Annotated in this window: 17 protein-coding genes; 4 read left to right on the top strand and 13 right to left on the bottom strand. The window is 44.1% G+C overall.

Annotated elements, in window-relative coordinates; genetic code table 11:
- Positions 1–10: 10 nt before the first annotated feature.
- The 9 genes from VB073_RS04335 to VB073_RS04375 form a co-directional block, all read right to left on the bottom strand.
- Positions 11–1033, bottom strand: a complete 1023-nt coding sequence (locus VB073_RS04335; protein WP_323402918.1) for a VWA domain-containing protein — start codon at positions 1031–1033, stop codon at positions 11–13.
- Positions 1034–1048: 15 nt separating this feature from the next.
- Positions 1049–2035 carry a VWA domain-containing protein gene (locus VB073_RS04340; RefSeq protein WP_323402919.1) on the bottom strand — a complete coding sequence of 329 codons (987 nt, stop codon included), beginning with the start codon at positions 2033–2035 and terminating at the stop codon, positions 1049–1051.
- Positions 2036–2037: 2 nt separating this feature from the next.
- Entirely contained in the window at positions 2038–3117 is a 1080-nt protein-coding gene (locus VB073_RS04345) for a hypothetical protein (protein WP_323402920.1), read from the bottom strand.
- Positions 3118–3119: 2 nt separating this feature from the next.
- Positions 3120–3989, bottom strand: coding sequence for a DUF58 domain-containing protein (locus VB073_RS04350; RefSeq protein ID WP_323402921.1), 870 nt, complete (start codon positions 3987–3989; stop codon positions 3120–3122).
- A gap of 20 nt (positions 3990–4009) precedes the next feature.
- Complete coding sequence (locus VB073_RS04355; protein WP_323402922.1) at positions 4010–5005, bottom strand: AAA family ATPase; 996 nt, start codon at positions 5003–5005, stop codon at positions 4010–4012.
- Between the two features lie 91 nt (positions 5006–5096).
- On the bottom strand, positions 5097–5786 hold the full coding sequence (gene lipB / locus VB073_RS04360; protein ID WP_416349501.1) for a lipoyl(octanoyl) transferase LipB: 690 nt from the start codon (positions 5784–5786) through the stop codon (positions 5097–5099).
- A 32-nt stretch (positions 5787–5818) separates the two neighbouring features.
- Positions 5819–6682, bottom strand: coding sequence for a lipoyl synthase (gene lipA, locus VB073_RS04365; protein WP_323402924.1), 864 nt, complete (start codon positions 6680–6682; stop codon positions 5819–5821).
- A 255-nt stretch (positions 6683–6937) separates the two neighbouring features.
- The gene (locus VB073_RS04370) at positions 6938–7348 is read right to left on the bottom strand and encodes a T9SS type A sorting domain-containing protein (RefSeq protein WP_323402925.1); all 411 of its coding nucleotides are present in this window, start codon (positions 7346–7348) and stop codon (positions 6938–6940) included.
- Positions 7349–7355: 7 nt separating this feature from the next.
- Positions 7356–7811, bottom strand: a complete 456-nt coding sequence (locus tag VB073_RS04375; RefSeq protein ID WP_323402926.1) for a hypothetical protein — start codon at positions 7809–7811, stop codon at positions 7356–7358.
- 783 nt (positions 7812–8594) lie between these two features.
- Here VB073_RS04375 and VB073_RS04380 point away from each other — a divergent pair.
- The 3 genes from VB073_RS04380 (at position 8595) to VB073_RS04390 (ending at position 13254) form a co-directional block, all read left to right on the top strand.
- Positions 8595–10790: a S41 family peptidase gene (locus VB073_RS04380; protein ID WP_323402927.1), complete on the top strand. Its 2196-nt coding sequence runs from the start codon at positions 8595–8597 to the stop codon at positions 10788–10790.
- 233 nt (positions 10791–11023) lie between these two features.
- A complete protein-coding gene (gene tgt / locus VB073_RS04385; RefSeq protein WP_323402928.1) occupies positions 11024–12154 on the top strand; it encodes a tRNA guanosine(34) transglycosylase Tgt in 1131 nt (376 codons plus the stop codon).
- A complete protein-coding gene (locus tag VB073_RS04390; RefSeq protein ID WP_323402929.1) occupies positions 12151–13254 on the top strand; it encodes an LptF/LptG family permease in 1104 nt (367 codons plus the stop codon). Before tgt ends, VB073_RS04390 begins: the two co-directional genes overlap by 4 nt.
- A gap of 116 nt (positions 13255–13370) precedes the next feature.
- Here the strand turns inward: VB073_RS04390 and VB073_RS04395 are convergent, their stop codons facing one another.
- The 4 genes from VB073_RS04395 to VB073_RS04410 form a co-directional block, all read right to left on the bottom strand.
- The gene (locus tag VB073_RS04395; RefSeq protein ID WP_323402930.1) at positions 13371–14144 is read right to left on the bottom strand and encodes a prephenate dehydrogenase/arogenate dehydrogenase family protein; all 774 of its coding nucleotides are present in this window, start codon (positions 14142–14144) and stop codon (positions 13371–13373) included.
- Between the two features lie 181 nt (positions 14145–14325).
- Positions 14326–15396 carry a bifunctional 3-deoxy-7-phosphoheptulonate synthase/chorismate mutase type II gene (locus VB073_RS04400; RefSeq protein ID WP_323402931.1) on the bottom strand — a complete coding sequence of 357 codons (1071 nt, stop codon included), beginning with the start codon at positions 15394–15396 and terminating at the stop codon, positions 14326–14328.
- A 158-nt stretch (positions 15397–15554) separates the two neighbouring features.
- Positions 15555–16727 carry a pyridoxal phosphate-dependent aminotransferase gene (locus VB073_RS04405; RefSeq protein ID WP_323402932.1) on the bottom strand — a complete coding sequence of 391 codons (1173 nt, stop codon included), beginning with the start codon at positions 16725–16727 and terminating at the stop codon, positions 15555–15557.
- A gap of 169 nt (positions 16728–16896) precedes the next feature.
- A complete protein-coding gene (locus tag VB073_RS04410; RefSeq protein WP_323402933.1) occupies positions 16897–17742 on the bottom strand; it encodes a prephenate dehydratase in 846 nt (281 codons plus the stop codon).
- Positions 17743–18156: 414 nt separating this feature from the next.
- Here VB073_RS04410 and VB073_RS04415 point away from each other — a divergent pair, with 414 nt between their 5' ends.
- The gene (locus tag VB073_RS04415; RefSeq protein ID WP_323402934.1) at positions 18157–19695 is read left to right on the top strand and encodes a peptide MFS transporter; all 1539 of its coding nucleotides are present in this window, start codon (positions 18157–18159) and stop codon (positions 19693–19695) included.

A 19695-nucleotide genomic window follows, 5' to 3' on the forward strand; every position in this document is an offset into this window, starting at 1 on the left:
AGTAAACGAATCACTTAAACACTCTCACATTCCTGAACAGCGGGTTTTTCTTGTCATAAAGAAGTATCTCCACCCACAGAATTACCAGTATTATCCAGGCGAGCAGTGAGAATTTCTCATCATATTCCGAATAGGTGAGGCTGGTAGTCTTCCCTGTTTCCAGGTCATCGAGATGTGTCTCCAGTGCACGGATGGCATTGTTCGAATTGTCTGCGCGGACATACATCCCTCCTCCGCTCTGGGCGATCTCCATTGCCATCTGCTCATTCAGTCGGGAGACCACTACATTACCTTCGGAATCGGTCATAAATTTACTTCCATACTCCAGAGCAGGGACCGGTGACCCATCGGGAGAACCAATTCCCACCACGTTAATTGTCACTCCTGCCTTTGCGGCTTCAGCAGCGGCCTGCACTGTACTTCCCCCGTGATCTTCACCATCAGTAATAATTACCATCGCTTTACTTATTCCCTGATCTCCGGAAAAAGAACTCATCCCCAAGTTGATTGCCTGCCCTATAGCAGTACCCTGTATCGGAACGAGGCTCGGGTCGATGGTATTGAGAAAAATCTTCGACGACTGTGTATCCGATGTCAGCGGCATTTGTACATATGCTTCTCCGGCAAACACAATCAATGCGATCTTATCATTCTTACGCAGGTCGATCAGCCTCGACAATATCTGCTTGGCCCTTGCCAGCCGGTTGGGCGAGACATCTTCGGCCATCATGGAGTTCGAGACATCGATAGCGATCACCAATTCAATACCCTCTTTCTCCACCGTCTCCACTTTCGTACCGAATTGCGGGCGGGCAATCATAATGATACCTGCACACAACACTGCGAAAATCAGCCAGAATTTCAGATATGAACGTTTGAGCGACAGTTCGGGCATCATCATCTTCAACGTAGAGAGATTACCCATCTTCTGTACGTCCTTTCGTTTCCTGATGTTCAAATAGATGTATATTGCCAGCAACAGGGGCATGGCGATGAACAACCACAAATATTCCGGATTTCCGAATCTAAACATATCCATCGTATTTTATCAGGGCACGTTTCTCAACCATGTCCTTCGTAATAACAACTCCAACAATATCAATCCCAGTGCTGCCAGAGCAAAGGGAAGGAACAGTTCCTTGCGTCGCGTCACATTCTGTACGCTGATCAGGTATTTCTCCATCTCGTCGATCTCTTCATATACCTGGCGAAGTCCTTCGGTATCCTGCGCCCGGAAGTACTGTCCTCCGGTCCTCGCGGCAATCTCGGTGAGCGTCTTCTCGTCGATATCCACCTGCATATTCTGCATCCTGACCCCTCCGTATGGTGAAGGCACCGGAGTGGGTGCCATACCTTTAGTACCCGCACCCACCGTGTAGACGCGTATGCCATAAGAGCGCGCCAGATCGGCAGCCGTGAGAGGAGCGATCTGTCCGCTGTTATTGGTTCCGTCGGTGAGCAGGATCACCACCCGTGAATCCGACTGGCTATCTTTCAACCTATTCACCGAAGTAGCCAATCCAAGCCCGATGGCTGTGCCATCCTCTATCATTCCAAACTCTATCTCGTTGAGTAGGTTCAACAGCACTTTATGATCGGTAGTGAGCGGGCATTGTGTAAAACTTTCACCGGCAAAGATTACCAACCCGATATTGTCGTTGGGACGGTCGGTAATAAATTCTGCTGCCACCTTTTTAGCTGCCTGCAGGCGATCCGGTTGAAGGTCCTGTGCAAGCATGGAACTCGACACGTCGAGTGCCATCACGATATCAATCCCTTGTGTCTCCGTCTCTTCCCAACTATCCACAGATTGTGGACGGGCAATCACAACAATGATCAGCGCAATAGCGATCATCCGCAACACAAACGGAAAATGCCGCATATAAACCCTGAAATCGGGTTTCATCCCTCTGAAAGCACCGGTAGAAGCCAATTTAAATGAAGCCTGCGTCTTCGACAAACGAAGCACATACCACACAATCAGCGGGATGATCAGCAACAACAGATATAGATATTCAGGATGCAGAAATTCCATTCTCATTTACTTTTTTCAATATTATTCTCCTGGTCTCCTCGTCTCCCGGTCTCCCCCTCCTTTTCAGTCTCCTCTTCCCTGATAACAGGGTCCGGCTCCCGGGTTTGGTTCACGAAGAAATAAGCATTGACCATGCTCAGGTCATTTTCATCTGGATAGGGTTTGTACTTGGCAAATTTCACCAAATCGGAAGTAGAAAGAATCTGTTTCAGGTTTTCATATACCGATTCTATATCGGTCGTTTTACGGATTGCGTTCAGTATCTCTCCCGAAGTCATCTCCATCGCGTTGATTCCCTCCCGTTCGTAGATATAAACACGAAGTACATCCGTTAACTTGCTATAAAATTCCTTCTCTCTTCCCTGCTGCCATATTTTCTCAGCTTTAAGCTTATCAAGTTCACCAAGTGCGCGCACATGAGCCGGCAATACTTCGGGAGGTTTAAAGAAGTACCCTTTTTTCTTTTTCTTCAGTACAAGATAGATGATAAAACCTATCAAACCAATCAGCAATATTACCCCCAGCAGGATCCATAGTACCCAGAGATAATCGGTCCACACAAAAGGAGCTTTGTGTACCGGTTTTATATCATAGAGTTGCAGTTGCCTGAAATCGATAGAGTCTGTCTCTCCCCTGTTCATCCGTTCCAGATAAGCCAATGTGGAATCGGACAACTCCGGCGATGTAACCTTCAGTCCAAATGAGTTGGAGTAGATGGTATCTATTCCATCATAAATGGGTATAAAGGGTACATGGTACAATGTGGAATCGAACGAAGTGATCAGATACTTGAAGTTGAGTGTCATCACATTGTTCTCGATGAGGGTATCAGGTGGAAGCATGGTAATCACTTCGATCCCCGGGACTATCTCCTTATCATACACCGGGAAATGAATAATACGCTCTTTCGGGGTAATCACTTTCAGATTTAATAACGCCTGCTCACCGATCTCAATTTCTGTAGGCTGTACGGTTGCCTGCACCGAAGACTTCTGCGCGGTGAGGGAAGCGACAGATATAAGGCATGCTACCACAGCGGCTGCCCTATACAATGAGACGATATATAGTTTTTTCCGTTTCAAAGTTACTTTCTCTGTTTAAATAGTTGCAGTAACAATTTCACATAATCGCTTTCGGTAGAGACCGATACACTGTCTACCCCACTCTGGCGAAAGGTGTTATTCATCGACAACTGCAGCTCGTTCCACCATGAACGGTAGCGGTCCCTCACTTTTTTAGAAGAGCTGTTGATCCACCGCTCTTCTCTTGTTTCCGGATCCCTTACCTTCATCAGTCCCACTGGATGAAGTTCGGTGCTTAACTTATCATACACCTGAATAGCAGCCACATCGTGTTTCTTGGCTGCGATCCGGAGAGCCTGCTTGTAATCGCCGCCATCAATGAAGTCAGATATCAGGAAAGCGGTACACCGTTTCTTGATAGCGTTGGTCATATAGCATAGTGTAGCGTTGAGGTCAGTTCCGTTGCTCTCAGGCTTAAAACCTAAGATCTCCCGGATAATATAAAGGATATGTTTCCTTCCCTTTTTCGGAGGAATAAATTTCTCTACCTTGTCGGTGAAGAAAATCACACCGATTTTATCGTTGTTCTGGATCGCCGAGAATGCCAGTGTAGCTGCGATTTCCGCCACTATATCACGTTTCAGGAGCGACTGGGAGCCAAAACCCAAACTCTCCGACACATCGATCAGCAGCATCACGGTTAATTCTCGTTCCTCTTCGAATACTTTGATATAGGGTCGGTTATAACGTGCCGTCACGTTCCAGTCGATATCACGCATATCGTCACCGTACTGGTACTCCCGAACCTCAGAGAAAGCCATACCACGCCCTTTGAACGCAGAGTGGTACTCTCCCGCGAAAATATTCCGCGAAAGGCCACGCGCCTTGATCTCTATATGTCGTACTTTTTTAAGTAGGTCGGTCGTCTCCATTTGTATCCTGCATTTACTCCTTACGGCACCTCTACCCTGTTCAGAATTTCGCTGACGATCTCTTCGGAGGTCATGTTATTGGCTTCTGCCTCGTAGGTAAGACCAATACGATGGCGAAGCACATCATGGCAAACGGCACGGATATCCTCGGGGATCACATAGCCGCGGCGTTTGATGAAGGCGAAGGCACGGGCAGCCAGTGCCAGATTGATGGAAGCACGGGGAGATGCCCCGAAGCCTATCATCTCTTTCAGGTTCGCCATACCAAACTGGTCGGGGAAACGGGATGCAAATACGATATCTACAATATACTTACTGATTTTCTCATCGATATATACCTCTCTCACCACTTTGCGTGCCTCAAGGATTGCATCTTTAGAGATAACCGCCTTGTCAATGGAAACAGGTTCAAAGATATTCTGCCGGATAATTTGTTTCTCTTCCTCCTTGGATGGGTAGGAGATAATCACTTTCAACATAAAACGGTCAACCTGTGCTTCGGGCAGCGGATAAGTACCTTCCTGTTCGATAGGGTTCTGGGTTGCCATCACCAGGAACGGATTAGGCAGTTTATATGTCTGCTCGCCGATAGTTACATGGCGTTCCTGCATCGCTTCGAGTAATGCGCTCTGCACTTTGGCGGGAGCACGGTTTATTTCATCGGCCAGCACGAAGTTGGCAAAAATGGGACCGTGCTTCACCTGAAACTCCTCTTTGCGCTGACTGTAGATCATGGTTCCGATTACATCAGCAGGCAACAGGTCGGGAGTAAACTGGATACGGCTGTAATCTGCATCTATCAGCTGAGCCAGCGTTTTAATAGCCAGTGTTTTTGCTAACCCGGGTACTCCTTCCAGCAGGATATGACCGTCTGACAATAATCCAATCAGTAACGACTCAACTAAATGTTTCTGTCCCACGATCACTTGATTCATTCCGTTAACGAGTGTCTGGACGAAGCCGCTTTTTTGCTCTATTCTCTCATTTAGCTCCTTAATATCGACAACTTGGCTCATATTTTTTTAATTATAAGATGTGTGGATTTTTTTCGACTTACAAAATTAGAAATGTTAAAGAGGTTTCTCTTAGTTTAGGGGTTAAAAATGTTTAAGTCGTATATAACTCCATTTCAAAGCGATGGGTAAAAGCTTCCTTCATTCGTGAAGAGACCTCCTCAAAGTCGACTTCATGACCCAATTCCTTCTGAAGGGAAGTTACACCACGATCCCTGAATCCGCAGGGATTGATATAGTTAAAATAGGAAAGATCGGTATTGATATTAAGTGCCAGACCATGCATCGTCACGAAACGACTCGCCCGCACACCAATCGCACAAATCTTCCTTGCTTTTGCCGGATCGGCTGCGTCAATCCACACTCCCATTGCCTTAGCATCTTTCTCCCCTTTGATACTATAAGAGTCCAATGTATCTATTACCACATCCTCAAGGGTGGATATATAACTTTTTATTCCCATCCCGAACGATCCCAGGTCGATGATCGGGTAAACCACCAACTGTCCCGGTCCATGATAGGTGATATCCCCCCCCCGGTCGATGGTGTGCAGATCGATATTTTTGCTCTTACAAATATGATTGGCAATCAGCAGATTTTGTTTATCGCCATGTTTACCGAGGGTGTAGACATGCTCATGCTCACAAAAGAGGAGATACTGATCCTTATCCTCCGTCTTCTCCGCTTTCTCCTGAACCACCTTTTCAAACAACGTCTCCTGATAATCCCACGCCTCCTTGTAACGGATACGCCCGAGGTTTTCAAAAATCACATCTACAGTCATTGGCACATTAGTCTCATTGGCATATTGGCACATTAAACATGTTTCTCCGCGTGATAGGAAGAACGTACCAGCGGGCCGCTTTCGACGAACTTGAATCCTTTCTCCAGTCCGATCATTTTATATTTCCGGAACTGCTCCGGTGTCACAAACTCTTTTACCGTCAGGTGTTTCCGGGTCGGCTGCAGATACTGACCCACAGTGAGTACCTGGCAACCTACGTTGACCAGGTCGTCCATCGTCTCCAGTATCTCCTCTTCGGTCTCACCCAAACCGACCATAATACCTGATTTGGGTTTTGCCTTGCCGCTTTTGGCGATAGTCTCTATCGTTTTGAGGCTGACATCGTATTTAGCACGGCTGCGCACTTTCGGCGTCAGCCGTCTTACGGTTTCCATATTATGAGATATGATTTCCGGACCCGCATTTATCACTTTATAAATCAACTCCTCTATTCCGTTGAAATCGGGAATTAGCGTCTCGAGTGTCACTTCGGGATTTCTCTCTTTCACGCGTCTGACTGTAGTCGCCCAGAATTCCGCGCCGAGATCAGGCAGGTCGTCCCTGTCCACACTGGTGATCACGCAATGTCTCAACTTCATCTTCTCTATACTTTCTGCCAGACGTTCCGGTTCGTTCCAATCCACGATGCCCTGCGGACTTCCCGTCTTCACGGAGCAGAAGCGGCAAGCACGTGTACATACATCGCCAAGGATCATAAAAGAGGCGGTTCCCCTGCCCCAGCATTCCGACAGGTTAGGGCATTTTCCGCTTACGCAGATCGTATGCAATCCTTTCCTCGCAATAATCTCTCTTACATCCAGATATTGTTTCCCCTGCGGGAGTGATATTTTGAGCCAGTCAGGCTTCCTTGTCATTAACTCAGGTTTATTCTCCATATTTTTTTCATTATTTCATCCGTAATATCAGACAGAGAAATACCCCCTGTCAAAGACATAACGAAAAAGTGATTCTATAAAATGTTATATAGAGAACAAAAATACGATTTTATTCGGGTTTTCACCAACGAGTAGCATAAGAATTCTCTAACCTGAAGAATCCATCTTCAGATTATCTACAATAGAATTTTCGGTTATTGATGACCGAAAATTCTATTTATGAATATACATATACCTGACTGATTTGAGACTAAATTACCTCTTTATCAATTTCTTGGTATAAGTCTTTCCATCTTTTATTACCCGTATAAAATAGATGCCTGCAGGTAATCCACTCACGGAAATCTGATATTTGGGCTGGTCGGTCTTATCGGTTTTCAACAGGGAAGCACTACTCCACAGTTGAATTTCATACATCCCCGATATCCGAGCCGAAGTCATATTTTGAGGAACAGCAGTACTATCTTGCTGTTGCTTCACTTTTAACTCTACACTTACCACATCGGTTGTCTCTGTCCAACTATAATATTCATCTTCTTTTAGCATAATAGTTAAACTGCTACCGTCGGGTTGAATTATTTCTATCGGATAAGGATAAGCTGGGACTGCTTTCAACTGCGTTTGAAAACAAAATGCCAATGCTATTAAGAGTAATATTTTTCTCATGATATTTCTATTTTATAGTTAATGACCAAAGTGTCCCAACATATTTACAATACAATCCTAAAGGATATTGAGGAGGTACAGATGTAGGTTCTCCTGCTTTACCAGCAAAATAGACGGTTATTTTTCCCGAACAGTCGTACACATTATCATTAAATATTCCTTTATCCGGAGAGTAAGGAATTAAAATTACATGTTCCTTGGTCTCGTTTTCTTCATATAAGTCAATTTTAAAACTTGAATGGATGTGATTCTTATTCAATACTATTTTGTCACATGTTATTTTCAGCCATTCAATATTCACCAAAGGGTCTTCCACTCCACAGGCAGAAATTTCATGGTTTTCATAAATTTCATACTGTAGTTTTTTTTCTTTCTCTTTTTCGCACCCTGCCACCAACAGCGCCATACAAAGCGGCAAAAGGAGTTGAAGGGTTTTCAGTAGTTTTAATTTTTTTGTTTTCATCTTTTTAGATTTTTATTTTACAACTTCTAAAGTCGTCATTGGCAAGATTTGAACTATGCCCTTTTAAGTAAAAAAGCAATATAAATATTCTTCTTTTCATATATCCCTTTTTCTTATCTATGAGGGGAGCAGGTAAGACAAAACAGGAACTCAAAAACTACTTGCCACTTGGAAACCTTATCTACAAGCGGTAACAACTGTCCGGGGAGTATCTATATTCATGTTTCAGGGTAATTTTACGCTAAAAATAGACAAAAAATACAACAAAACCAAAGAATTAGAAAAAATCTCCAATCTTGTCTCACATCTTCAAATCAATAATCATTTTACTCCTAACTATTTTCAAACCCCTCCCCGATGGGACTCCTATTTGTCTACAAAGGGAGATTGGCCCAATTCCTATTGGATTATCTCACCGTAGAAATTCATCTTCAGATTATCTACAATAGAATTTTCGGTTATTGATGACCGAAAATTCTGTATCCGGCGTAGGGAAGAACCTCTTTTGCAGTCATTGTTAAAGCCGCAGGCAAACTTTTCAAAACAGACGGTTTGAACCTTGCAAAGGGCACAAATAAACGAGCCAATGAACTTTATACGAGCCAAGTTTAAACTTTTCCTGAAGTTCAACCAGAATTGGAGTTAATTCACTACTTTTGGGGGAGACCTTACTTTTATAATGTTGTGCGTATGAAAATAAAATTATTCCTTTCAATTTTCATTTTGTCCTTGCTCGTGATATATAGCTGCAATCAAACAATTACAAACAATTCCATACTCAATTTGGACTTTGAGAAAATAGAAAATGGTATGCCTAAGGGATGGTATAGAATGTATTTCCAACCCAACTATACTATTTCCATAGATTCCACCGATGTAAAGTCTGGCAGTTATTCGGTTGCCATAGAGTATGCAGGGGGTATTTCCAATTCTCAAAATTACTTCCAGGCGATCCAATTAATTCTTCCAAAGAATTATGAAGGAGAAAAAATTACCTTGTCAGGATATATCAAAACAGAAAATGTGACTGACGGGTATGCCGGCTTATGGGTGCGAATCGACCCTCAGATTGCTTTTGACAATATGCGGCAGCGAGGAGTCACAGGTACTACCGATTGGAAAAAATATGAAATAACGTTAGAGATGGATCTGGATCCTGAAAACACACAAGGAATACTTCTTGGCGCCGGATTGTGGGGAAAAGGAAAAATGTGGGTAGACAATTTGCAGATTTCAATCGATGGAGAAAATATTGAAGACATTGAACTTCCTGACAGCGAACTCCTTTATTTCGGATATAAATCTTCTCCGGCAAAAAAGGATAACACTTTTGATAATGGCTCCAAAATCGAATTTCCGGAACTGACAGTACAAAAAATAAATGACCTGGAACTACTTGGCAAGATATGGGGGTTGCTAAAGTACCATCATCCGGCTATTGCCGACGGGAAATACAATTGGGACTATGAGCTTTTCAGGATACTGCGTGTTTATTTAAGGGCAGACAACAATCACCAGAGGGATAGAGTTTTGCGAAAATGGATTAACCGTTATGGAAGAGTGCCGGAATGTATAACCTACCAGGCAACATCCGACGCTGCCATACTCAAGCCCGATTTGTCGTGGATTTATGAAAGCGACCTCGATCAAGAAGTGAAAAATTTGCTGCACAATGTTTATCAGAACAGGCACCAGGGAAATCAATATTACGTACGAATGGATTATCCGTATCAAAGACCCCTGTTTATAAATGAGAACCCATATTCAGAAATGGATTATCCCGATGACGGGTTTCGCCTATTGGCTTTATTCCGATTATGGAATATGACAAACTACTTTTTTCCGTATAAGGATTTGACGGACAAGGACTGGAGCACGGTGTTGAAAGAATACATACCATATTTTATGGATGCGAAAAACAGGTTGGATTATGAATTAGCTTCCGTTCGATTAATTGGCGAATTATCAGATTCCCATGCCATTTTATTGGAGGGAGGGAGAGAGATCAGCTTGTTGAGAGGAGACCGGTATGCACCAGTTTCTGTCCGTTTTATTGAAAACAAGCTGGTAGTAACGGACAACACCATCAAATCAAAAATCCCGAATGAACATAGAATAAATGATCCCGGATTACAAATTGGTGATATCATCACGCATATTGAAGGGAAGCCAATTGAAGCCATTGTCGACAGCGTAAGAAATTATTATCCCGCCTCTAATGAAGCAGCAAGAATGAGAGATATTGCCGGCGATATGCTTCGTTCAAACAACAATGCTATTCTTGTCAATTATATTTCGTCCGGTGAAATGAAACAAGAGAAAATAAGTACTGTACATTTTGAGGTGCTGCATCAACATGTTTACAGTATACCGGATACGGTTAAATCTTACAAATTGTTAGACAAAGGCATTGGTTATATCAACCTGGAGACAATAAGGGCAGAAGATATGGATGCCATCAAAAAAGAATTTATCAATACAAAAGGTATCATTATAGATATTCGTAATTATTCTGCGTTATATGAAGTGGCAAGTAATTTGGGATCATTTTTTGTATCAAAAGATACGGTTTTCGAAAGATATTCAGTAGGAAATCCGGACAATCCCGGGGAATTTAATTTGCGTGGAAAATTTGAAGTTTTTAAATCAAAGGAATATTATCCGGGGAAATTGGTCGTCATTGTAAACGAAAAGAGCCAAAGCCGTTCAGAGTCAACAGCCATGGCGTTTCGTGCAGGTGATAATACTACAATTGTCGGCAGCCAAACTGCAGGAGCAGACGGGCATACATCTGATATGATTCTTCCGGGCGGATTAAAAACATGGAATTCCGGCATTGGCGTTTGCTATCCTGATGGCACACAAACACAACGCATCGGGATAGTTCCTGACAGTTGGATTGAACCAACCATCAATGGTATAAAACAGGGAAGAGATGAAGTATTGGAAAAGGCAATTGAAATAATAAGAAAACTATGAAATAGCTCCTAACTATTTTCAAACGCCTTTTCAAGTCGCTCTTACCTTCTTAATCACATTATCCACATTGGCGCTAATCCTCGACAAGTCTGGGCAAGTAGTCTCGAATCATCGGGATTGGCATATTAGTCTCATTGGCACATTGGCATATTGGCAAATTATCACTACCTGTCCCGAGAAATCGGGATTAAATCATTATCTTTGCCCCCTAAACTCAGTCAGCGCTGATTATATTGGACTTTCGACTATTACATACCGACCCCAGATCAAGTGCCCGGGCGGGCATCATTTCCACCGACCATGGGGAGGTGGAGACACCGGTGTTTATGCCGGTGGGTACTGTGGGGAGTGTGAAAGCGGTTCATATCAGTGAGTTGAAAGAAGATATCGGAGCACAGATCATCCTGGGTAATACCTACCACCTCTATCTAAGGCCGGGGCTTGAGATTTTGCAACAGGCAGGAGGGTTACACCACTTCAACAGTTGGAACAAACCGATGCTGACCGACAGTGGGGGATTTCAGGTTTTTTCACTGACCGAAAACCGGAAGCTGACCGAAGAAGGAGCAGAATTTCAATCGCATATTGATGGCTCAAGACATTTCTTCACACCGGAGAAAGCAGTCGATATCCAACGCATCATCGGCGCCGATATCATGATGGCTTTCGATGAATGCACGCCGGGAGACGCCGATTACGACTACGCGAAAAAATCGCTAGACCTCACCGAACGGTGGCTCGACCGTTGTCTGGCCCGTTTCCGTGAGACGGAATGTCCCTACGGACATCGCCAGACCCTTTTCCCCATCGTGCAGGGTTGTGTGTACCCCGACCTTAGGCGCCGAGCTGCGGAGAATGTGGCGGCCAAGGAAGCTGATGGTAATGCTATCGGAGGATTGGCGGTAGGGGAACCCACCGAAAAGATGTACGAAATGGTGGAACTGGTCAATGAGATCCTGCCCAAAAACAAGCCACGCTACCTGATGGGAGTGGGCAAACCGGAGAATATCCTGGAAGCCATTGAACGGGGTGTGGACATGTTCGACTGTATCATGCCGACACGCAACGGACGTAACGGGCAAATTTTCACCAAGCAGGGGATAATGAATATGCGTAACGAGCGGTGGAAAAACGATTTCTCACCCATCGAAGAAGATGGCGCATCGTTCGTGGACACTCTCTACTGCAAGGCTTACCTGCGGCATCTCATCAACGTCAACGAGATATTGGGATTACAGATCGCCTCCATCCACAATCTGGCCTTTTATATCTGGCTGGTCCAGGAGGCCAGAAAACATATCATCGCAGGCGACTTCCCGGAGTGGAAACCGGTGATCTTGGAAAATGTGACCAGACGATTATGAAAATAAAGAACGACTTTCTCAGGTTAAAACGGTTGGACAGGTACATCATCAAGAAGTTCCTGGGCACCTACGTCTTTATGATCGCCCTGATTATCTCTATCGCAGTGGTGTTCGACATCAATGAGAAGATCGACAAGTTCATCACCAATAACGCCTCGTTGAAAGCGATTGTATTTGATTATTATTTAAATTTCATCCCTTATTATACCAACCTGTTCAGTCCGCTTTTTGTATTCCTGGCTGTTATCTTTTTCACGTCCAAGATGGCCAATAATTCCGAGATCATCGCTATCCTGTCGAACGGTGTCGGTTTTAAACGAATGATGAAGCCCTATATGATCTCTGCATTGGTGATCGCTATCTTTGCCTTTGTATTCGGAAGCTATATCATCCCGCCCGCCAATGCTACCCGCATCAATTTCGAACAGATCTATGTAGATTCACGTAAAAAGGTGACCAGCGATCATGATATCCAGTTCAGAATAGGGCCGCAGACTATCGTTTATTTCGGAAACTTTGACATGACCAGTAAAACGGGATACTATTTTTCGATGGATCATTTCGACAGCCTTCGACTATCTGCAAGGCTCACGGCACAATCTATACGTTATGACTCGGCATACCACTGGACTATCAACAATTACCAGATCAGACGATTTGAAGGATTACAAGAGACCATTACCAAAGGTACATCCATAGATACCGTCCTGCAAATTGTACCCAACGATTTCATCATCGCCAAGACAGACCAGCAGATGATGACCTCACCCCAGCTACGCAAATATGTCAAGAGCCAGAAAGAACGGGGATTGGGAAATATACAGGCCTTCCAGATAGAGTACCATTCACGGATTGCCTCTGTCTTCTCGGCTTTTATCCTCACCCTCATTGGTGCTGCTATCTCCGCACGGAAAGTAAAAGGGGGAATGGGGCTCAACATTGGTATTGGATTGGCGTTGAGCATGGCCTATATCCTTTTCATGACCGTGAGTTCCACTTTCGCCGTGAAAGGAGGGATGAGCCCGTTCATTGCCGCATGGATACCCAACATCATCTTTTCCGGAATCGCCTTATTTTTCTATAAGAGAGCGCCTAATTGATAATGTGTCAACATGCTAATATGCCAATGTGCCAATAAGGTTAATGGACCAATTCCTGCAAGTTGCACCAAATAATTTATATCCGGCTTATGTAGTAATTAGTAATCATACTACAACTACTCAATATTCTTCCTTACACCGGTTAAAAAATCCTTCATCTTTTCGGAGTCTTTCTCACCGATAATATCCAGCAACTCTCGAAGTTTTATCCTGATATTTTCGAGTTGTTCCGAAGTATGGGGGTTAAAAAGAATTTCCGTAAGCAGGTAATCATCTTCAGAGAGCAGTCCCTGCGCGATGTTCATATGCTTTTTAAACGTGGTACCCGGTGCTTCCTGATGCTTCATCACTGAAGCAAATACCAATGTCGATGCAAAAGGGATCGAGAGTGAATAGGCAATCGTTTCGTCATGCTCCCGGAACGAATATTCAAATACGTTCAGTTTAAGCCGTTGATAGAGATCCCTGAAAAACACCTTGCCCATGTGCGACGATTCGGAAATGATAATGGCACTTTCCCTACTCAGGTCGCTCAGGCTGGCAAAAGTGGGTCCAAACATGGGATGGGTAGAGACATAGGGACGGGTACGTTCCCTGTAAAACTCCTCCAATCCGGTTTTCACAGAAGCGATATCACTCAGGATACATGTCTCCGGAAGATAGGGTAATACATTATGAAATGCAGGGATGGTATATTTGAGTGTGGCTGCATTAATCACTAACTCCGGTGCAAAATCTTTTACCTCGGCCGCATCTGTCATCCGTTGCGTGTTATAGATAAACCGTAATTTCCGGGGGTCGGGGTCCAACACTGCCACTTCATGTTCGAAACTAAGCACATCGGCAAAGAACGACCCCATCTTGCCGGCTCCGAGAATTAATATTTTCATATATTCAATTGTTATTCAGTAGATTTTCAGTTGTTATTCGGTTGTTATTCGGTAGATTTTCAGTTGTTATTCGGTTGTTATTCGGTTGTTACTATCGAATAACATGAACCAAGTGAATGAATAACTACTGAATCATCCCGCAAAGCGGGGAATAACTATTGAATAACGGCGAAGCCGAACATCACTTCTTCGCTCTCTCCATAATCACCATCTGCTGACGCACCGATTCGGAATGAATAGCCTCCAGCACCTGTTTAATAAAATCACCTGCCATTTCCATCCGTTCGCCCTGTCCGGCACGGTCGGTCAGGATTTGATCGTACCGATGCGTTTGGAGGATCGGCATATCATGTTCCAGTTTATATTGTCCAATTTCTCTCGACACGCGCATCCGCTTAGCCAATAGCTGTAACAGTTCATTATCCAGTTCATCGATCTGTTCGCGCAATACGGAAAGATCTTCCGTAGTCTGTATCGTATCGCGGATCACAAGATTATCGATAATCTCTTTGAGGGTGGCAGGTGTAATCTGTTGCGCCTTATCGCTCCAGGCCTCATCAGGCGAACAATGCGATTCGATGATCAAACCCGAAAAATTAAGATCCATTGCCTGCTGGCTTAGCTTAGAAATCAGATTGCGGGCGCCACCGATATGACTCGGGTCACAAATAATGGGTAACGTCGGGAAACGACGTTTCAATTCAATAGGAATATGCCACTGGGGTAGGTTACGATAGATAGTATTATCTGAAGTACTGAATCCACGGTGGATTACTCCTAATCGCTTTATGCCCGCATTGTATAAACGTTCTATAGCACCAATCCACAACTCCAGATCGGGATTAACCGGATTCTTTATCAGGATCGGGATATCCACCCCTTTGAGCGTGTCGGCGATTTCCTGCACAGCAAAAGGGTTTGCCACAGTACGAGCACCTATCCACAACATATCGATTCCATATTTTAAGGACTCGTAGACATGCTTTTCTGTGGCTACCTCGGTCGACATATACATGCCGGTCTCCTTTTTAGCCTCCATCATCCATTTGATCGCAGGACTACCTACTCCTTCAAACCCACCCGGTTTAGTTCTGGGTTTCCAGACACCTGCCCGGTATATCTTTATGCCTGCATCGGCTAACTGACGGGCAGTACATATCACCTGTTCTTCCGTTTCCGCACTGCAAGGGCCGGCAATCACAAGCGGCCTCTTGTCCTCTATACCCGGTAATAAGATTGATTCGAAATCCATATATTTATTGTTTTGTTATTGTTAAATTAAGAAGTTAGAATTGAAAATCGATGTAGCCAAATTAGAAATTAGAAGTCGGAAGTGAAGAAGTCCAAGAACTGAAGAAATTTGGAAATATTTTTTCACTTTTCACTTTTATTTTTTCACTCTCCACTTTATCACCTCTCCACCTTTCCACTCAGCCACCTATCCACCCTATTATACGCTTCCTCCAGCTTCTCTGCGGCTGATCCGAGCGAGATCCGGATAAAACGGTCCCCATTCTTTCCAAAGATAGCTCCCGGTGTAATAAAGACTCTTGCCTTATAAAGCACATCATCCACAAATGTTTTACTATCCGGTGCACTATCCGGAAGTTTTCCCCACACGAAAAGCCCCACCTGACGTTTGTCGTAGTTACAGTGCAATAGTTCCATAATCTTTTCGGCCCATACGCGACGTTCGGCATAAATCCTGTTCATGTTGGCATGCCATTCGTCCGGATTCGACAAGGCTGCAATCGTCGCCAGTTGCATCGGCTTGAACTGGCCGCTGTCGATATTGCTTTTAGCCCTGAGTACCCATTTCACAAATTGAGGATTGGAAGCCAGCATCCCCATTCTCCAGCCCGACATGTTATGGGATTTGCTCAAAGAATTCAGTTCTATACATATATCCTTGGCATCCGGCACCGACAGGATACTCATCGGTTTATCATTCAGGATAAAGCTGTAGGGGTTATCATGACAGATAATAATATCATGTCTTTTACCGAAATCAACCAGCTTCCCGAATAACTCCATCGATGCATTGGCACCGGTAGGCATATTCGGGTAATTGACCCACATCAACTTTACGTTTGAGAGATCCATCTTTTCTAATGCCTCGAAATCGGGCTCCCAGTTATTTCCTTCCACCAGATCGTAGGGAATTACATTTGCCCTCAGCATTTTCGATACCGAACTGTAGGTTGGATAACCGGGATCGGGAACTAAAACACCATCCCCAAAATTGAGAAATGCCATCGAGATATGCAGTACACCCTCTTTCGAACCGATCAACGGTAACACTTCCTCATCGGCCAGTTCCACCTGGTATATCCTTCCATACCATTGAGCGAATGCTCTCCTCAACTCGGGAATGCCCGTGTAAGGCTGATAAGCGTGCGTATCGGGGCGCTGTGCCGTTTCACAAAGTGTCCGGATGGTCTCCTCCGACGGCATACGATCGGGGGCACCCACTCCCAGACTGATTACATCTTTCCCTTCTGCGTTCATCCGGGCTACTTCCGCCAGTTTCACCGAGAAATAATACTCGGAAATCGATTTTATATGTTCTGCTGGTTGGATCATTTTTTTTAGAATAAAGAGCCAAGAGTCAAGACTCAAATTTGAAATTTATTTTCGATTGTTATTCAGTTGTTGTTCAATTGTTACTATCGAATAACATGAACGAGGTGAATGAATAACTATTGAATAACAGCGAAGCCGAATAACGCGCGAAGCGCAAACAACTGCAAAGCTATCCAGCCCCATGTTTTTCCTCCCTGTATTCCCCCAATACCTTGAGTCGGCTGATCAGCGGCATGATCGCATCAATCGACTGGCGGTAACGGTTGTAATCGGTAAAGGTGAGATCAATATAGAACTGATATTCCCACTCACTTCCGATGATGGGGAGCGACTGGATTCGAGTAAGATTGATATTATAGAAAGAGAGTACCGAGAGTACCTGCGAGAGGCTTCCTTCGCTGTGGGGGAGCACAAAAACCAACGACGATTTATTGATATGATTTTCCTTCTGCACCTCCTTGAGCATATCTCCTTGTGCCAGGATCAGGAAACGGGTAAAATTTCGTTTGTTAGTCTCGATGCCTGAAGCAAGCACTTCCAAACCATACTTCTCAGCCGCCAGGCTGCTACAGATTGCGGCTGTCGATGCCAGTTGCTTGTCGCTCACTTCTTTTCCCGCAAGTGCAGTATCTTCATGTTCCACAATTTTGATACCCGGCAGGGTATCGAGAAAAGCCTCACACTGCATCAAGGCGATAGGGTGCGACATCACCTCTTTGATCTCTCCTACCGTCGTACCGGGTAGCGCTACCAATGAATGGGATATCCGTAGTTTATGCTCACCCGCAATCTGCATATCACTCATTTTCAACAGGTCGTGGTTCTGCAACAAACTTCCTGCGATGGTGTTCTCAATCGCCATCATACCTATCAAATCGAAATCTTTCTTCGTCTCCGCGAAGATATCCCGAAAGGTGCTGCACGGAACAATCTCTAATTCCTCTCCACGGAAATACTCGCGGGCTGCGATCTCGTGGAATGAACCCAATCCTCCCTGAATGGCTACTCGTTTCATCTAAACTATCTTTATTAAGTAAAAAAAGCCCCACCGTGTGATCGGCAGGACTTTATTTATTTCTGATATGACTTTTTTATTTTCGTCTCATTTCGCATATAAAATCCTGCCCTTACCTACTAAAGTAAAAGTAAAACCAGAAAGCAAATGCAAATACAGAACAAATCATTGTATATTCAATTTTATAAATCGACATGATAAAATCATCATACGATTAACGGTGCAAAAGTACTACTTTTTTTTTTTCAACAAACAAAATGAAGAAAAAATGTATCGAATATTAAAAAAATGTACACAAAGACCTCATAAAACATTTAAAAAGCAGATCAGTTTTTATCCAAACAATCGTGCTTATAACAAAAATATTTTTATATTTGCCCACTAAAATTTACACATCCCTAAACAAATAAATCAATGTTGAAAAATCATCCAAAAGGACTTATTGGGGCTGCCTTATCTAATATGGGCGAGCGTTTCGGATTCTACATTATGATGGCTATTCTGTCATTGTTCCTCATTTCCAAGTTTGGTTTGGAGAAAACACCGGCCACGGTCATCTACTCCGTATTTTATGCTTTGATCTATCTTCTTGCGCTTGCAGGGGGATTTATTGCAGATAAAACAAAGAAATATAAATCCACGATCCTGATAGGATTAGTGTTGATGACAGTGGGTTATTTTCTTATCGCCATCCCAACACCAACTCCTGTTCCTAATTTTGCCCTCTATCTGGCTCTTACTTGTGTAGGATTGTTCGTGATCGCCTTTGGTAACGGGCTGTTCAAAGGGAATTTGCAAGCTGTGGTGGGACAGATGTACGACGATCCCAAATACAGTTCCAAGCGTGATACCGGTTTCCAGATTTTCTACATGTTCATCAACGTAGGTGCGCTTTTTGCGCCGCTGATTGCTGTCGGTATCCGAAACTGGTGGGTGCAACGCAACGGATTCCTCTATAATTCCGATTTACCGGCTCTTTGTCATCAATTTATCAAGGGAACAGTAACCCCAGAAGCATCTCAACGCTTTACACAACTTGCTGCGGAATCGACTCTGGGCGGTGCTCCGGCGGATTTAATGGCTTTTGCCAATGAGTATCTGAACGTTTTCAATACCGGATTCCATTACGCTTTTGCTGCAGCCATTTTTGCGATGTTGATCTCACTCACTATCTTCCTTGTAAACCGGAACAAGCTACCCAATCCGGCAGATAAAGTCAAAGCTTTCGTGACCACGGGGACTAATGAAGTAGAAATGAGCGTAGCTGAAATCAAACAACGGCTTTATGCATTGTTTGCAGTATTCGGCGTTGTTATCTTCTTCTGGTTTTCTTTCCACCAGAATGGGGTCACACTCACCTTCTTCGCCAACGATTATACCGATTTGAGCATGATCAATATCGACCTTGGATTTACCAGTATCAAGGGTGCTGAGATATTCCAGTTCTTCAATCCATTCTTTGTGGTGTTCCTGACCCCTATCGTGATTGGAGTCTTTGGATGGCTTAAAGCAAGAGGAAAAGAACCCTCTACTCCACGCAAGATAGCCATTGGCATGGGTATAGCCGCCGTAGCATTTACTGTATTGGCTCTGGGCTCACTTGGATTGCCAAGCTCTCAGGAAGTGAAAGCGATGGGCGGTCTGGCCGATGCACAAAGGGTGACACCCTTCCTCTTGATCGGCACCTATTTTATTCTTACTATTGCTGAACTATTTATCAGCCCGTTAGGACTGTCGTTCGTATCCAAAGTTGCTCCTCCACAGTATCAGGGAATCATGCAGGGTGCATGGCTGGGAGCAACCGCACTGGGTAATCAGTTGCTCTTTATCGGTACTATTTTCTATGAAAGTATCTCTATCTGGGGCACATGGCTGGTATTTGTCACAGCATGCCTTATCTCCATGTTTACAATGTTGTTCATGGTAAAATGGTTAGAGAGAGTCGCAAAATAA

It is taken from the genome of Proteiniphilum sp. (assembly GCF_034927365.1).
Taxonomy (GTDB): Bacteria; Bacteroidota; Bacteroidia; order Bacteroidales; family Dysgonomonadaceae; genus Proteiniphilum.

Coding starts and splice junctions, on each gene's coding strand:
- VB073_RS04350 (WP_323402921.1), bottom strand. CDS start 3,989: ATGGAGACGACCGACCTACTTAAAAAAGTACGACATATAGAGATCAAG.
- VB073_RS04390 (WP_323402929.1), top strand. CDS start 12,151: ATGAAAATAAAGAACGACTTTCTCAGGTTAAAACGGTTGGACAGGTAC.
- lipA (WP_323402924.1), bottom strand. CDS start 6,682: ATGGAGAATAAACCTGAGTTAATGACAAGGAAGCCTGACTGGCTCAAA.
- VB073_RS04335 (WP_323402918.1), bottom strand. CDS start 1,033: ATGTTTAGATTCGGAAATCCGGAATATTTGTGGTTGTTCATCGCCATG.
- VB073_RS04340 (WP_323402919.1), bottom strand. CDS start 2,035: ATGGAATTTCTGCATCCTGAATATCTATATCTGTTGTTGCTGATCATC.
- VB073_RS04370 (WP_323402925.1), bottom strand. CDS start 7,348: ATGAGAAAAATATTACTCTTAATAGCATTGGCATTTTGTTTTCAAACG.
- lipB (WP_416349501.1), bottom strand. CDS start 5,786: ATGACTGTAGATGTGATTTTTGAAAACCTCGGGCGTATCCGTTACAAG.
- VB073_RS04395 (WP_323402930.1), bottom strand. CDS start 14,144: ATGAAAATATTAATTCTCGGAGCCGGCAAGATGGGGTCGTTCTTTGCC.
- VB073_RS04400 (WP_323402931.1), bottom strand. CDS start 15,396: ATGGATTTCGAATCAATCTTATTACCGGGTATAGAGGACAAGAGGCCG.
- VB073_RS04410 (WP_323402933.1), bottom strand. CDS start 17,742: ATGAAACGAGTAGCCATTCAGGGAGGATTGGGTTCATTCCACGAGATC.
- VB073_RS04405 (WP_323402932.1), bottom strand. CDS start 16,727: ATGATCCAACCAGCAGAACATATAAAATCGATTTCCGAGTATTATTTC.
- VB073_RS04355 (WP_323402922.1), bottom strand. CDS start 5,005: ATGAGCCAAGTTGTCGATATTAAGGAGCTAAATGAGAGAATAGAGCAA.
- VB073_RS04375 (WP_323402926.1), bottom strand. CDS start 7,811: ATGAAAACAAAAAAATTAAAACTACTGAAAACCCTTCAACTCCTTTTG.
- VB073_RS04415 (WP_323402934.1), top strand. CDS start 18,157: ATGTTGAAAAATCATCCAAAAGGACTTATTGGGGCTGCCTTATCTAAT.